14 protein-coding genes and 1 pseudogene are annotated in these 14261 nt (G+C 71.1%); 6 read left to right on the forward strand and 9 right to left on the reverse strand.

Annotated features, from left to right (window positions below; translation table 11 throughout):
* Both QIS96_RS14925 and QIS96_RS14930 read left to right on the forward strand, forming a co-directional pair.
* Positions 1-474: DUF2182 domain-containing protein (locus tag QIS96_RS14925; RefSeq protein WP_282543052.1), on the forward strand; the 474-nt coding region annotated here is incomplete at its 5' end.
* A gap of 129 nt (positions 475-603) precedes the next feature.
* Entirely contained in the window at positions 604-1263 is a 660-nt protein-coding gene (locus tag QIS96_RS14930) for a DUF1326 domain-containing protein (protein WP_282543053.1), read from the forward strand.
* 62 nt (positions 1264-1325) lie between these two features.
* Here QIS96_RS14930 and QIS96_RS14935 read toward each other — a convergent pair whose 3' ends face one another.
* Positions 1326-3281: a WD40 repeat domain-containing protein gene (locus QIS96_RS14935; RefSeq protein ID WP_282543054.1), complete on the reverse strand. Its 1956-nt coding sequence runs from the start codon at positions 3279-3281 to the stop codon at positions 1326-1328.
* A 181-nt stretch (positions 3282-3462) separates the two neighbouring features.
* A pseudogene (locus QIS96_RS37850) lies at positions 3463-3873 on the reverse strand (amidohydrolase family protein); the annotation flags it as partial.
* On the opposite strand from QIS96_RS37850, the gene QIS96_RS37855 reads away from it, so the two are divergent.
* Entirely contained in the window at positions 3760-4395 is a 636-nt protein-coding gene (locus QIS96_RS37855; RefSeq protein ID WP_408907190.1) for a MurR/RpiR family transcriptional regulator, read from the forward strand. The pseudogene QIS96_RS37850 and the gene QIS96_RS37855 overlap by 114 nt on opposite strands.
* Before the next feature lie 34 nt (positions 4396-4429).
* Here the strand turns inward: QIS96_RS37855 and QIS96_RS14945 are convergent, their stop codons facing one another.
* On the reverse strand, positions 4430-5362 hold the full coding sequence (locus QIS96_RS14945) for an AraC family transcriptional regulator (RefSeq protein WP_282543056.1): 933 nt from the start codon (positions 5360-5362) through the stop codon (positions 4430-4432).
* A 116-nt stretch (positions 5363-5478) separates the two neighbouring features.
* Here QIS96_RS14945 and QIS96_RS14950 point away from each other — a divergent pair, with 116 nt between their 5' ends.
* A complete protein-coding gene (locus QIS96_RS14950; protein ID WP_282543057.1) occupies positions 5479-6159 on the forward strand; it encodes an NAD(P)H oxidoreductase in 681 nt (226 codons plus the stop codon).
* 67 nt (positions 6160-6226) lie between these two features.
* On the opposite strand, the gene QIS96_RS14955 is transcribed toward QIS96_RS14950, so the two are convergent.
* Positions 6227-6877, reverse strand: a complete 651-nt coding sequence (locus QIS96_RS14955) for a TetR/AcrR family transcriptional regulator (protein WP_282543058.1) — start codon at positions 6875-6877, stop codon at positions 6227-6229.
* A 132-nt stretch (positions 6878-7009) separates the two neighbouring features.
* Positions 7010-7609, reverse strand: coding sequence for a hypothetical protein (locus tag QIS96_RS14960; protein ID WP_282543059.1), 600 nt, complete (start codon positions 7607-7609; stop codon positions 7010-7012).
* Positions 7610-7895: 286 nt separating this feature from the next.
* Here QIS96_RS14960 and QIS96_RS14965 point away from each other — a divergent pair, with 286 nt between their 5' ends.
* Positions 7896-8093: a hypothetical protein gene (locus tag QIS96_RS14965; protein ID WP_282543060.1), complete on the forward strand. Its 198-nt coding sequence runs from the start codon at positions 7896-7898 to the stop codon at positions 8091-8093.
* Between the two features lie 96 nt (positions 8094-8189).
* Here QIS96_RS14965 and surE read toward each other — a convergent pair whose 3' ends face one another.
* Together surE and QIS96_RS14975 are read right to left on the reverse strand one after the other, a co-directional pair.
* On the reverse strand, positions 8190-9155 hold the full coding sequence (surE, locus tag QIS96_RS14970) for a 5'/3'-nucleotidase SurE (protein WP_282543061.1): 966 nt from the start codon (positions 9153-9155) through the stop codon (positions 8190-8192).
* A 330-nt stretch (positions 9156-9485) separates the two neighbouring features.
* The gene (locus QIS96_RS14975; RefSeq protein WP_282543062.1) at positions 9486-10292 is read right to left on the reverse strand and encodes an aminoglycoside 3'-phosphotransferase; all 807 of its coding nucleotides are present in this window, start codon (positions 10290-10292) and stop codon (positions 9486-9488) included.
* A gap of 134 nt (positions 10293-10426) precedes the next feature.
* Between QIS96_RS14975 and QIS96_RS14980 the strand changes: the two genes are divergently transcribed.
* Entirely contained in the window at positions 10427-11284 is an 858-nt protein-coding gene (locus QIS96_RS14980) for a PaaX family transcriptional regulator (RefSeq protein WP_282543063.1), read from the forward strand.
* A gap of 13 nt (positions 11285-11297) precedes the next feature.
* On the opposite strand, the gene QIS96_RS14985 is transcribed toward QIS96_RS14980, so the two are convergent.
* Positions 11298-12734 (reverse strand): amino acid permease, encoded by a 1437-nt coding sequence (locus QIS96_RS14985; RefSeq protein WP_282543064.1) that lies wholly within the window; start codon positions 12732-12734, stop codon positions 11298-11300.
* The gene (gene kynU, locus QIS96_RS14990; protein WP_282543065.1) at positions 12731-14011 is read right to left on the reverse strand and encodes a kynureninase; all 1281 of its coding nucleotides are present in this window, start codon (positions 14009-14011) and stop codon (positions 12731-12733) included. Before kynU ends, QIS96_RS14985 begins: the two co-directional genes overlap by 4 nt.
* Positions 14012-14261 lie beyond the last annotated feature (250 nt).

Genomic DNA, 14261 nt, shown 5'->3' on the forward strand with positions numbered 1-14261 from the left:
GCGGCGTTCGGTCTCGTCGCGTACGGGGCACTGGCTGCGACCGGGAGGCTGGTGGACGACCATCCCGGTGCGGGGCGGTGGTTGGGCTTCGCCGCCTTCCTGCTCGCGGGGCTGTATCAGTTCGGGCCGCTGAAGCGGGTGTGTCTGCTCCACTGTCGGAATCCGCTGGCGCACCTGGTGCAGTACGCGCGTTGGCGGCCGGGCGTCCGAGATCTGCGGGTGGGCATGCACCACGGGCTGTACTGCGTGGGCTGTTGCTGGGGCTTGATGGTCGTCCTCCTCCCGCTCGGCGTGATGAACGTGGCCGCCATGGCCGGTCTTGCGGCGGTGATCTTCTTGGAGAAGTTGTGGCGGTGGGGGCCGTGGCTCAGTTGGACGGTCGGCCTCGCTTTCCTTGTTCTGGCCGTGCTCGCTCCCTTCCAGGAAGGGCTGCTTCCCGGCCTCGAGATGTCCGAGTCGCAGATGCCGATGTAGGCGCTCGCTTCCCTGGTCCGTGAGGCGCACGATGGAAGGGAGGCCGCTTGCGATCCCGGGAGCGGGCTCGGGGCGCGGTCTCGCCACTCCGAGTGGGCCCTCGTGGGTTCACGGCGGGAGGGAAGCGAGATGACGGAACGGGTAACTACCGATACGCGCTGGCACTTGGCCGGCGACTGGTTCGACGTGTGCAAGTGCGCCATCCCGTGCCCCTGCGCGTTTGCCCAGCCCCCCACCTACGGCGACTGCGAAGGCGTGCTGGCCTGGCACATCCGGGAAGGCAACTTCGGGGACGTACGGCTCGACGATCTCAACGTGCTGATGCTCGGCTCCTTCGTGGGCGACGTCTGGGCCCGTAAGCACACCGACGCGTACGCCGCGATCTTCCTCGACGAGCGCGCGGACGACAGTCAGCGCGCCGCCCTGCAGACCATCTTCGGCGGCCAGGCAGGCGGTTGGCCTGCGGAGTTCGGTGAAATGTTCGGCGCCGAGATGCGGGGCATGGAGTTCGCTCCGATCCGTATCGAGGTCGACGAGGACATGAGCGGCTGGCGTGCCGAGGTTCCCGGGCGTGTGTCGGCGACCGCCGAGGCGCTGAGCGGGCCGACGACTCCGGACGGGGCACGGGTGCAGGTGCTCAATGCGCCGGGCGCCGAGGTCGGGCCGGGCCAGGTCGCCACCTGGGGGCGGGCCACCACCGACCGTGCCGACGCGTTCGGCTTCTCCTGGGATCGCTCCGGGAAGTCGAGCAAGCACTTCCCCTTCGACTGGAGCGGCGGTCCGGACTGACTGGTGCAGCCCGCACGACGCGTCGTGGATCAGCTCGCGCGACGCGTCGTAGGTCGGCTCGTCTAATTCTCTCCCTGCCGTGGTGCGCAGTGCTTTTCCAGTTCTGCAGCCGCCCAGCGGATCGACGGCAGTGGGTCGTCGTGCAGGTGGCGGAGGGCGGGCAGTGTCGCCCGTACCGCGGCTCTGTTCTCCGGGCTGTCGCAGTCGGCGATGTCCGCGATGAGGAGCAGCAGGGTGGGGCGGGCCTGGTTGTCGGGGTCGGTCATCAGCTCGGCGAGGAACGGCACCGCGGGTGCGGCGGCGGTCAGCCCCGCGCTCTTGGAGACCAGCAGCCGGTACAGGTCGTGGACCGCGTCCATGGCGGTCTGCTTGTCGTCGGATGCCACCTTGCCGATCAGGCCGGGTACCGCGTGCGCGGGGCCTCGTGCGGACCAGTACGAACCCCAGTCGATGTCGTCGAGGCGGGACTGGAGTGCGCGGTGCGGCCAGAGCTTTTCCGTGTCGAGGTGCAGTGCCAACGGGCCGGACGGTCCGGTGACGTACAGCGTGCCGTCGCTGTTCAGGGAGAGGGCCGTGATGCCGGTGCCGAGGCGCAGTTGGGCCACCGCGTCGGAGTTGAGGTCCCAGATGCGGACGAGTCCGTCGGCCCAGGCGCAGGCCAGCGCGGGGCCGGTGGTCAGGCCGGCGGCCGTGAGTGCGGTGACGGCGGTGCGGCGTCGGTCGAAGGGGAGCGGCCGCGGGTTGCGGTCCGTGTGCCAGTAGCGGAGGACGCCGTGGGCGTCGCCGCTGACCACGGCCCGGTGGGCGTCGTCGAGCCGGACGCAGGCGAGGGCGGTCACCGCGGCACGGTGCAGCGGCTCACCGGCCACCGCGGAGGGCCCGTCGGCGGTCGCCTCGGCGGTTGCTTCGGTGGTTGCTTCGGTGGTGGACCACGACAGGTGGACGCGGCCTGAGGCGTCGCCCGCGGCGGCCAGGGTGGCGTCCGCGTCGAGGGCGGTGGCGGTGCGGTCCGGCAGGGCGCGGAGCACGGACGGGACAGTGGCGGCGGCCGGGGCGTCGCCGTCGGTGGAGGTCGCCCGCCAGCGTCCGCGGCCGTCGGTGTCACCGTCGGTGAGCGTGAACGGGCCTAGTTCTTCCAGGGGTTCGGGGATCTCGCTGGGCGGGTCGATGTCCTTGTCGGTGCAGGAGATGCCCAGTGTCTCGGCGACCTGGAGCAGCGCGGTGCGGGTCCGGCCGTGGATCAGCAGAGCGAAGTCGGTTCTCGGGGCGCGGTATTGGGAGATGAGCGCATCCGGGCCGCCGTACATCAGTGCATCGCAGCCCATCTCCTGCCACGGCAGCAGCCCCAACTCCCGGTACGAGGCCGTCAGTCGGTCCAGGGCCGCCGGGTCGTCCTCGACGTGCGAGCGGGGCACTCGGAGGGTCCAGCCGTACGTGCCCGGAAGGCGTACCAGGGCCAGGTGGAGGAAGAACTCGGACAGCGACCGGCTCTGCAGTTCCCAGAAGCCGCCGTTGTTGACCAGTACGCGGGGGTCGGGTTGGGAGGCCTCGGCGGCGAGGTAGCCCCACTGGTTGCAGTACTGGTACTCGGACATGAAGATGCAGATCCGCCGGTCGGGGGCGTCCGGCGGCAGGAGCGGGTCGTCCTCGGGCAGTCCGTCGGCCCGCGCCGGGTCCAGGTACGCGTCGTCGTAGTCGTCCTCGTCATCGCCCAGGTCGGCGTACTCGTCGACCCAGATGGCCGGCGGCCACTGCGTGTGCGTCCAGTACAACCGGGGCCGGAACGCGAAGGAGTTGACCGGGGAGTCCCACCATTCGGCGAGCGCCGCGGGGACGGGCAGGCTCTCGTCGATCTCTTCGGTGGAGTTCTCCCCGCCCCAGCGGGAGGCGACCGGCTCGCCTCCCGGGTCCTCGTACCCCCACTCGCGCTGCACCGCGTCGAGCAACTCCCAGCGAAATCGGCCCTGTTGGCGGTGGAGCCGCTCCGCGAACTGTCCGTAGTCGATGATCTCTTCCACGCGGGCATCGTACGGGGGCTCCCGCCGGGGCGAGCGTTCGCCCGCCCCTTCTGCGGGCGCCCCGCTCCCCCGCGTTCACGTGGCGCTCGTTGGCGCCAACTCCGATGCTGAGTTCGTTCTTGACGATGTGTCCGGCGCGCATGACGAGGCGCAGGTTCCGGTCGGGGGCGGTCAGTACCGAGAGGTCGTCGAGGGGGTTGCCCTCGACGACGAGCAGGTCGGCGTGGGCTCCTTCGGTGATCTCGCCGATCTCGCCCGGCATGCCGACGATCTCGGCGCCCACGACGGTCGCCGACCGGAGGATGTCGGCGGGCTCCTGGAGCTTGGCGCGGAGGGTGAACTCCGCCAGTTGGTAGCTGTGCATCTCGCCGTGCAGGTCGGTGCCGAAGCCGATGCGGACGCCGGCTCGCCCGGCCTGTTCTTCGCGCAGTCGCTGGGATTCGCCGGCTGGCCTCCGTTCCAGGCCGAGTTCCGGTCGATGTACGTCGTGCGCCGCTTCGACGTCGAGGCCAGCACACCGACCTCGGGGCACGCCGGGATCATCGCCTCGGCGTTCGCGCAGGACGCGGAGAACCTCAACTCGTGCCTGCACGCGTTCGACTTCGAGCAGGGCGCCGCGATCGTCGAGGCGATCAGCGCGGCCCGGCGTACCGTCGTCATCGCGAGCGGCACCCATGCCCTGCCGGCGCAGGCCCTGGCGATCATCGCGGCCAGCCGCGGGTACGACATCGACGTGGAGGATCGCGGCGGCGCTCAACTCGCCAATGCGCTGGTGCGGTTGACCTCGGACGACTGCATTGTGGCGTTCAGCTTCTGGCAGCACTACAAGCAGACCGTGGCCGGGCTGCGGTTCGGCCGCCGGAGGGGCGCGACGACCTGCGTCATCACCGACACCCAGCACTCCCCCGCGGCGCAGCTGGCCGACCACGCGCTGGTCGTCCCGGCCGAGGGCGTGTCCCATCTCCCGTCCATGACGGCCGCGTTGAGCCTCTCGTACGGGCTCGCCGCGGCGCTGTGCGCCATCGACCCGGCGAAGAGCCGGTCGGCGATCTCCCATGTCGACGAGCTCTGGCAGGACATGGACTTCTTCGCCCCGGACACGAGAGAGCTCTGAGCCCGCGAGGGCGATGGGGCGGGGCGGGCCGGTGTCAGGCGGCGGCTTGGCTGCGGAAGGCGGTGGGGCTCAGGCCGCGGTGGCGTTTGAACGCGGCGCTGAAGCCGAAGGCGTCGGCGTATCCGACGGTCCTGGCGATCTGGGCGACGGCGAGGTCCGTGTCGGACAGGAGCGTCTCGGCTTCGTCCATGCGGCATTCGGTGAGGTACGTCAGCGGCGGGCGCCCCATGGTCTCGGAGAAGCGTTTGGCGAACAGGGCCCGGGAGACGCCGGATTCGGCGGCGAGCGCTCCGACCGTCCACCCCTCGGCGGGGCGGGCGTGGAAGGCGCGGAGCGCGGGGGCGAGGACGGGGTCGGCCAGGCCGCGGTACCAGCTGGGGGCTTCGGGTCCGGCCTGCTCGAACCAGGTGCGCAGGGTGCAGACGAGGCCCCAGTCGAGGAGTCGGTCCATCAGCGCTTGTGAGCCGGCGCTGCGTCGGGCGGCGTCGGCGGCGGCTGTCTCCAGCCAGGCGCAGACGTCGGTGCCCTCGTTGACCACGAGTACGGGGGGCAGGGTGCGCAGCAGGCGTTCGTGGCGGCGGCCGGAGGCGCGGTAGGCGCCCACGATGAGTGCGGTCGCGCCGTCGGGGTCGCTGTCCCAGCGGATGCCGTCGAGGTTCTGGGCGGTGCAGGCGGGCTGCTCCGTGAAGCAGGCGATCTCGTACTGGGCGTGGGGGTGTTGGACGGAGTCGGGGCGGTCGGCGAGGTGGAAGGGGTCGGGGCCGCGGACGATGGCGGTGTCGCCGACGCCGACGGTTTGCGTGGTGCCGTCGGACAGCAGCAGGGTGCCGCTGCCGCGCAGGACGCTGACCATGGTGAGGGGTGCGCGGTCGGCGAAGCGGATGGTCCAGGGTGCTTCGAGCACGGCGTGGGTGACGACCGAGCCTTCGGCCCGGATGCCGCTGAGGAGAGAGCTCAAGGGATCCACGAGCAGTCAGCGTAGACGATCTCCTATGCGGTGGAGAGTTTCTCCCATGGATCATCCAACTCGCCGCGGTTGTACTGGAGTTGTTCAAGTGATCGCGACCGTCTGGAGAGACAACCATGCCGCACCGCAACAGCCCGGCCAGGACCGCCCTTGTCGTCATGGCGCACCACCGCGCGGATTCGCTGACCGCGCACACCACCCGCCGTACCGTCGAGCGGTTGGAGGCCGCGGGGTACTCCGTGGATCTGCTCGATCTGCACGCCGAGGGGTTCGATCCGCGGATGAACGTCGCGGACCAGCCGGAGTGGGGTGACCGGGAGAAGCCGTACTCGGAGGAGGTGCGGGCGCACATGCGGCGGGTGCTCGACGCCGATGTCGTCGTCGCCGTGTTCCCGGTGTACTGGCAGAGCGTGCCCGCCCTGCTGAAGGGCTGGATCGACCGGGTGTGGAACTACGGGTTCGCCTACGGCCACAGCAAGCCGCGCCTCGCAGGCAAGCGCATGCTGTGGCTCGGCCTGGCCGGAGCCACCGCCGACGACCCCGTCACGGAGGGCATGCAGACCGTCCTCGACACCAACCTGAACGAAGGCATCGCCTACTACTGCGGGTTCGCCCACTCCTCCGTCGCCCTCCTGCCCGACGCCGAAGAGCGCCCCCAGCGCATCGACGCCGAGGGCAACCTCCTCGTCGGCGACGCCGTGACCGGAGCCGAACGCGCGGCCCACTACGCCGAGTTCGACCGCCGCACCGACAAGGCCGTGACGGAGTTCCTGTCGGCCGAACTCGTTCCCGCCTGAACAGGGTTGCCACGAGGGTGCGTCGGGGCGGGAGGCGGTTCGGGCTGCTCCCGCCCCTGACAGGACGTCAGAGAACGTCAGAGGACGTCAGAGGTTCTGCGTCTCGGCGGGGGGCCAGGCCCGCCGAGACTATGTCCACGAGCAGGTCCAGGACTCGGGCCTGTACGTCCGGTGTGCCGAGCCGTTCCGCGAACAGCGGGACGAGCAGGACGCATTGCAGCACACCGACGATCAACTCGGGCCGTACGTCGATGAGTTGGCCCTCTGCTCGGCGTGCGTCGACGAAGCCTGCGAGGGCGGTGACGGGGTTGTCCCCGGACTGCAGGGCGGCGAGCCGTTCGGCGTCGAGTTTGCGGGCGACGGCCTGCATCTCGTCGGGGTGGGTCATCAGCCGGCTCCACAAGGGGCTGGAGGCCAGCTCGTCCAGGGTGGCGCGCAGGAAGCGGCGCAGCGCGTCACGGGTGTCGGTCCCGGCGTCCAGGCCGCCGTCGATGACCTTGCGCTTCACCTCGCCGGACTGGCACAGCATCAGCTCCAGGTAGAGGTCTTCCTTGGAGTCGAAGAAGGCGTAGAAGCTGCTCTTGGCGACGCCGGCCGGCGCGACGAGTTCTTCCAGGGAGGTCTTGCGCAGGCCCTGGGTGGCGAACAGGCGCCGTCCGTTGTCGAGGAGGAGTCGGGTGATGCGGGCCTTCTCCTCGGCGGAGAACTTCGGCGGCATGGGCGCCTTCCTCGTGGGCTTCTCTGCGGGCTTCCCCGGAGCCTTTGCTGCGGGCTTCCCTGCGGGCTTCCCTGCGGGCTTCCCTGCGGGCTTCCCTGCGGGCTTCCCTGCGGATGGTTCGGCCGCATGGTTTCACGATGATGCCGTGGAAGGGCGAGGTACGGGTGAAGGAGGGGCCGGTGGAGGCGTGGTGCCCGCGCTGGTGGCGTCGGCCGCCGGGGCCTGGGTGCGGAGGCTGATGCGCAGCCCGCGCCGTCGGGCGATCACCAGGACGGTTGCGGTCATCAGGGCGCCGCCGAGGCCGAGCGGCAGGAGTGTGGCACCGCCGTCGGATCCTGAATTGGCGTACGCCCAGGCGATCTTGAACGCGAGTCCGGCGTCGATGACGAGCAGCCCCCAGCCGATGGAGTGCCGCCAGAACGCGAGGCAGAGGCCCGCGAGGAGTGCGGGGATCGTCGGCAGGGTGACCCAGGTGATCCAGGTGGGGTCGACGAAGAGTCGCTCCTCCATGTCCAGTACGCCCTGGATCTGCGGGTCGATCGCGCCGGGCGCCGGCGCGGGGAACCAGAAGAAGCTCGACAGCATCGCGACCACCGTCGCCGTCAGGGCCACGGGCCGCCTGGTCCAGCAGAAGTAGGCGATCGGCAGGAAGAACAGCGGCCTGATGTACCAGCTCACAGGGTTGAGGTGGCGGGGCCAGGCCCAGTCGAGGAAGTCGCGGAGCAGTTCCATGGGGAACTCCTGGGAAACGGGGCGGAGTTGAGTCCCCACCCGACCAGGATCCATAAAAACAGTTTCGCCATTTGTTTTCAATGGCCCTCCGCAACACCCTGGTTCGCGACCGCACCGCGGGAAATTCTGTGGCTGCGGACCCGCCGTCTGATCCACACTGGCATCAGACGGGCAGCCGGATCCCGAAGACCTGAGGGCGCTCACCGCATGCCAGTTGAGCGGCGTATGTGCCCGGCCCATCCTGCTCGCCCTGCTCATCCCGCCTGCTCGAGGAAGGAGTTGCGTCGTGCCCAAGCCTCAACCCGTGCAGTACGTGCTCGCCAAGCCGACTCCGCCGACCTGGTGGAAGAAGAACCGCCACGTGGTCATGCTCATAGTCGGCCTGGTGGTCGGCGGTTGGCTGGTCAGCGACCACGACACCACCGCCACCCCGCCCCACGACCGCCCCAGGCCCGCGCACTCCGCGGTGGCCGAGACGGAGTAAGGCGGCCGAGGCCCACACCCTCGGCCGCCCGCCCCTCACCACGCGACACCGGCCCGTCGCAGGGCCCGCCCTGTCGGCCGCCGCGAGGCCCGTGGATCAGGGGCGCAGTCCGGTCAAGCGCGCTTTGGTTCGCTGGACGTCCTCCGTGGACGGCGGTCGGGCCCCGGCGGCCCAGCCGTTCGCGCCCCAGTCGGCGGTGAGCAGCGAAAGAGAGACGTCGTTCGCGGCCAGCGCGCTGGTGTCGGCGTTGCGGACGGACTCCGGTGCGTTCGGGTCGTAGCCGAGCTTCGGCTTGTAACAGGTCGCGCAGGAAGCCGGATCGGGGACGTACGAGAACGTGTAGTTCCGCGCCTTGCCGAGGTTGGTGAAGGCGACCCCACCGTCAGGGTGCGCCGGATAGTTGATGTTGAGCGTGGCGCCGGCCGGCAGCAGCGGTCCTGTGTCGGCGGTCCGCGCGAGGCGCTCGACGACCCGCTCGGCGAACGCCGCCGCCTGGGGTGCGGACGGGTAGCGGTCGTCCGGGTTCGTCAGGTCGGCGTCGGCGCTGACGGCGATCGCCGGTATGCCCGCATCCGCTGCGGCGACCGTGGCCCCCACCGTTCCGGAGTGGTTGACGGCGGTGCCCGCGTTCGCCCCGGCGTTGACACCGGAGACGACGAGGTCCGGTGCGGCGCTGCCGAAAACGTGCTCAAGGCCGAAGTTGACGGCGTCTCCGGGAGTGCCGGTCACCGACCAGATGTCCGGCTCGGCCTGCTCGGCGCGGATCGTCGCCTTGGCGGAGAGGGTCAGGCCGGTGCCGCGCCCCGACTGGTCCTCGGCGGGTGCGACGATCACCGCCTTGTGCCCCGCCCCCTTCAGGGCGGCCTGCAACTGCCGTATGTACGGGTGGCGGTAGCCGTCGTCGTTGCTGATCAGGATGCGCAGCGGCCGGTCGTCCGCCCCCGCCGCGAGCCGGGGTTGTCCGGCGACGGCCGGTCCCGATCCGGTGACGAGGACGGTCGTCGCGACCGCGGTACCTAGGGGGCGTCTCCCCGATCTTTGCGGGTCCGCGACGCCTGGCACGCTCCCCCAAGCTCTCGGCTGCGCTCGAGCAGGGAGGTACCCCCATCGCCGCACGCCCGAATCACCCAAGTACCTCCAGTACGAGGGAGATCCGGTCGCACGCCGAGAGCACGCACCAGACGCCGCGGCCTGATCCGCAAAGATCGGAGAGACACCCCCTAGCACTGCGAACGCTTTTCGTACGGGACTCCACATGGGCCCTCCAGAGGTAACAGCGCGATGGGTGCGATGCATCACAGCGGATCCCTGACGAACCGTCAATCCAACTGGTCGGTATGGAGATAACGGTTCGGTCGACGGGGTTCAGGCCGTGTGGGAGCGCGCGCGGGGTCAGTCCGACAGTTCCCACAGCAGTCGGTAGTACCCGATCCGGTTCCAGTCGGGCTCCACCCCGTACGCGTCGAGCAGCGGCTCTTCCCAACCCGGGCCGTAGTTCCACCGGGTGCTCCACGTGGCGGCGGCGAGGTCGGCCCAGCGGTCCGCGATGCCGAGCGTGCCGAGGTCGACGTGGCCGGTGCACGCGCCGTCGTCGCCGACCAGGGTGTTGGGAGCGCAGGCGTCGCCGTGGCAGACCACGAGCCGGTCGACGGGCGGGATGTCGGCGAGCACGCCGAGCGCCTGATCGAGGGTGCCGAAGTGACGCAGTTCCTCCGGCCAGTCCGCCGGGTCGATCAGGCCCGCCGCCGCCCGTTCCCGTACGCACCGCAGGCGCAGTTCGGCGGACCAGTCGAACGGGCAGTCGGCGACGGGCAGGGCGTCGTGCAGCGCCCGCAGCCCGGAGCCGACCGCGCGGACCGCCGTGCCGGGGTCGCACTGCCAGTGCTCGTCCACCGCCGAACGTCCGGGCAGGCCTCGCGTGACGATCCACGAGCCCGCGGAGTCGGCCCCCTCCCCCAGCACCCGCGGCACCACGGTGAACCCCGCCGCCCACCGCAGGCGCGCCACCTCGGCGGCCAGGTCGATGCCGCTGCCCGCCGGCGTCCACTTCACGAACCGCCGTGCGTCGCCGAGGCCGACCTGAAAGGTCAGCCCGCCGAGTTCGTTCCGCCAGACGGCTCGTACAGGCAGCTGCCCCGCCGCGAGCTCGGTGACGATGCGTGGCGGATCCACGGGCCCTTGGGGCGGCATGGCGATCATGGACTCATTGTCGCCGAGGAGAGCGGCGGCGCGGGCAACTTCAACTCCCGTTGCCGTCGGCCTCGTTGACCGGTGTCGAATGCCGTTGCCATGACGGTCGTCCAGCATGTGAAACGGTGACCTAGGATGGGGCCGTGGCGAGGGTGACGGGCAGCGAGAACGAGGACTGGGGACCGGCGGGGCATGTGCCGCCGCGGCAGTCCATTGTGACGATCTACGGTCTCTACGGAGCGTCCGGCGGGAACTGGATGTCCGTGGCCTCCCTCGTCCACCTCCTGGCCGACCTCGGGATCGACGAGGCGGCCGTGCGCTCCGCCGTCTCCCGGCTCAAGCGCAACGGCATGCTGGAGTCCGAGTCCCGCGAAGGGGCCGCCGGCTACCGCCTCTCGGAAGGTGCGGAGGCGATGCTGCGCAACGGCCGGGAGCGCATCTTCCAGGCCCGCCGCGCCACCCTCGACGAGGGCTGGGTCCTGGTCGTCTTCTCGGTCCCGGAGTCGCAGCGGGCCAAACGGCACACGCTGCGCACCGAGTTGACCCGGCTCGGCTTCGGCGCGGTGTCCTCCGGGGTGTGGATCGCGCCCGGACACGTGCACGACGAGGTGGAGGCGATGCTGGCCCGCCTCGAGCTGCGCTCGTACACGGACGTCTTCCGGTCCGACTACCTCGCGGTGGCCCCCGACCTGTCGGCCAAGGTGCGCACCTGGTGGGACACCGAGAGCCTGCAGGCGCTGTACCTCCGGTTCCTCGCCACCCACCGACCGGTGGTCGAGCGCCTGGAGCGGGGCGAGAAGCTGTCCGACGCGGAGGCCTTCGTCGCGCATGTGCGGGTGCTCACGGACTGGCGCCGGCTCGTGTACCTGGACCCGGGTGTGGCCCGGGAGTTGCTGCCCGCGAAGTGGAGCGGCACCGAGGCCTCCGAGGTCTTCGACGAGCTGCACGCACGGCTCGCGGGACCGGCCCGACGCCATGTGACGCGAGTCCGGTCCCGCTGAGCGGCCACTCCGGTCAGGCGGCTTCGGCCGTACGCGCCGTTCGCCGCCGGATGCCGAGCAGGTACACGGCGGACAGCAGCAGCGTGAAGCCGCCGCCGACGAGCGCCGCGTCGAGCATCGGCGGTACGACGGCCGCCGTGGCCACGACCGCGAGCACCCCGGCGATGCCGACCCAGGCGGTGATCCGCCCGCCGGGCGTCCGGCCGCCGCGCTCCCCCGCGACCGCCGGGTCCTGCCCGCGCCGGAAGCGCAGGTACGAAGCGAGGATCAGCAGCCAGACCAGCAGGATCGCGAAGATCGCGATGGACACGAGGGCGTCGAAGACGTTGTCCACCCCGTAGCCGGCCAGTCCGGCGGCGACGGCGATGCCGCAGGCCGAGCCGAGCAGCGCGTTGACCGGCACGCCCCGCCCGTTCAGCTTGCCGAGCGCCTTCGGCGCGAGGCGCTCGTGCCCCAGGGAGTGCAGCAGCCGGCTGGCCCCGTAGAGGTTGGCGTTCGCGGCGGAGACGGCGGCGACCAGGACGACTGCGTTGGTGAGCGAGGCCGCGGCCGGCACGCCGATGTCCGCGAAGACCTGGACGAACGGGCTGGCCTGCACACTGCCGTCGCCGGCGGCGCTGTCCCGCCAGGGGATCAGCGCGATCACCAGCGAGATCGACACGACGTAGAAGAGTCCGAGGCGCCACACCAGGGAGCGCATGGCCGTACGGATGGACCGGCCGGGGTCGGAGGTCTCGGCCGCCGAGATGAACGTGGTCTCGAACCCGGCGAAGGCGAACATCACCACGGCCATCGCCACCCACACCGCGCCCGAGCCCTCGGGGAAGAAGCCGCCGTCGCCCGTCACGTTCCCGAGCCCGGCGGCGGGTGTGCCCGGCAGTCCGAAGAAGACGAGGAGCGCGCCGCACACGATGAACACGAGGAGTGCGGTGACCTTGACGGTGGAGAACCAGAACTCGGCGACGCCGAACGACTTCACGCTCACCAGGTTCACGCCGAGCACGATCCCGGCGACCAGCACGATGCCGACGGTCGTCGGCAGCTGCGGCCACCAGAACTGCAGGTAGAGGGCGGCGGCCACGACCTCGCCGCCGACCGCGACCACGGCGCCCAGCCAGTACAGCCAGCGGACGAGGAAGCCCGCCCACGGCCCGAGGTAGCGGCGCGCCACGGCGCCGAAGGAGCCCCGCTCGGGGTGCGCGATCGTCAGCTCGCCGAGCACCAGGCCGATGATGCCGACGAGGGTGGCACCGAGCGCGTACGACACGATCACGGCCGGGCCCGCGGTGGCGATGGCCGAGCCGGAGCCGAGGAACAGGCCGGTGCCGAGCGCCGAGCCGAGGCCGATCATGGTGATCTGGCGGTGCGTCAGACTCCGCTGCAGTTCGGGCTCTTCGGCCACCGAAGGTTCCGTCGCGGTCCGGGCTGCGGGCCCGGTCGGGGCCGTCATCGGGCGTCCGCCGATGTCTTCGCCCCGGCGCGCACGAGGTCGGCGAGGACGGCCATGCCGCGGTACACCTCGTCGTACGAGGTGCTGAGCGGGGCGAGGCCGATCCGGATGCCGTCCGGGGCGCGGAAGTCCGGGACGACGCCGCGCTTCCACAGCTCCTGCGTCAGCTCGCGGAAGTCGGCACGGCACAGGGTGACATGACCTCCGCGCTCGTCGGCGGCGAGCGGCGAGGCGACCCGGACGCCGTGCTCGGTGAGCCAGGCGTGCGCCAACTCCAGGGAGAACTCAGTCAGTTGGACGGACTTGGCGCGCACCGCCTCGATGCCCGCCTCCTCCAGCATGTCCAGGCTCGAGAGGAGCGGCACCATCGCGAGAATCGGCGGGGTGCCGCTGAGCGCGGAGCGCACGCCCGGCGCCGGGACGTAGCCCTGCTCCATCTCGAAGGCGTCCTTGCGCCCCATCCAGCCCCAGACGGGCTGCTGCGTGGCGTCCTGGTGGCGTCGGGCGATGTAGCCGAACGCGGGCGCGCCGGGGCCGCCGTTGAGGTACTTGTACGTGCAGCCGACCGCGAAGTCGGCTTCCCAGGCGTCCAGTCGGACGGGTACGGAGCCTGCGGAGTGGCACAGGTCCCACAGGACCGGGGCGCCCGCGGCGTGCGCGGTGCGGGTGATGGCGGCGCCGTCGGCCAGGTGTCCTGAGCGGTAGGCGACGTGGCTGAGGACGACCAGCGCGGTGTCCGGGCCGACGGCCGCGGCGACCTGCTCGTCCGTGACGCCCGCCGCCGGGTCGGCCTCGATCCAGCGCAGCCGCAGTCCGCGCTCGGCGGCGATGCCTTCGAGTACGTAGCGGTCGGTGGGGAAGTTGTCCGTGTCGAGCACGATCTCGTGCCGGCCGGGTGTGAGGTCGAGGGCTGCGCGCGCCAGCTTGTAGAGCATGACGGTGGTCGAATCCGCGACGACCGTCTGGCCTGCGGCAGCACCGAGGGCCGCGGCGGCGATGCGGTCGCCGACGGACTGCGGCCAGTCAAGCCAGCCGTCGGTCCAGCCGCGGATCAGGCGGCCCGCCCACTCCTCGGCGACGAAGCGCTCCATCCGCTCGGCGGTGGCGGCGAGCGGGCGGCCGAGCGAGTTGCCGTCGAGGTAGGCGATCACATCGCCGCCCTCCGGGGTGAGGAAGTGGTCGCGGTAGGCGCGCAGCGGGTCTGCGGCGTCCAGCTCCTGCGCACGTCGCGCCAGGTCGTCCTGGGTGCGTGCGGATGAGGTCACGGGGTCGGTCACGATGGGGCGCCTTTCAGGGTGGTTCGTCCGGCGGCCCCAGGGGGTGTCTCTCCGATCTTTGCGGATCAGGCCGCGGCGTCTGGTGCGTGCTCTCGGCGTGCGACCGGATCTCCCTCGTACTGGACGTACTTGGGTGATTCGGGCGTGCGGCGAGAGTGCGTGCCAGGCGTCGCGGACCAGCAAAGATCGGGGAGACGCCCCCTAGGGGCGCACGACGGCAGACGCGCAGCACGGTCGGCGAGCACGACCG

The organism is Streptomyces cavernicola (assembly GCF_029968035.1).
Taxonomy (GTDB): domain Bacteria; phylum Actinomycetota; class Actinomycetes; order Streptomycetales; family Streptomycetaceae; genus Streptomyces; species Streptomyces cavernicola.

Excerpts from the sequence above, each read along its gene's own strand:
- QIS96_RS14930 (WP_282543053.1), top strand. The coding sequence starts at position 604 with ATGACGGAACGGGTAACTACCGATACGCGCTGGCACTTGGCCGGCGAC.
- QIS96_RS37855 (WP_408907190.1), top strand. The coding sequence starts at position 3,760 with ATGTACGTCGTGCGCCGCTTCGACGTCGAGGCCAGCACACCGACCTCG.
- QIS96_RS14950 (WP_282543057.1), top strand. The coding sequence starts at position 5,479 with ATGCCGCACCGCAACAGCCCGGCCAGGACCGCCCTTGTCGTCATGGCG.
- QIS96_RS14955 (WP_282543058.1), bottom strand. The coding sequence starts at position 6,877 with ATGCCGCCGAAGTTCTCCGCCGAGGAGAAGGCCCGCATCACCCGACTC.
- QIS96_RS14960 (WP_282543059.1), bottom strand. The coding sequence starts at position 7,609 with ATGGAACTGCTCCGCGACTTCCTCGACTGGGCCTGGCCCCGCCACCTC.
- QIS96_RS14975 (WP_282543062.1), bottom strand. The coding sequence starts at position 10,292 with ATGATCGCCATGCCGCCCCAAGGGCCCGTGGATCCGCCACGCATCGTC.
- QIS96_RS14985 (WP_282543064.1), bottom strand. The coding sequence starts at position 12,734 with ATGACGGCCCCGACCGGGCCCGCAGCCCGGACCGCGACGGAACCTTCG.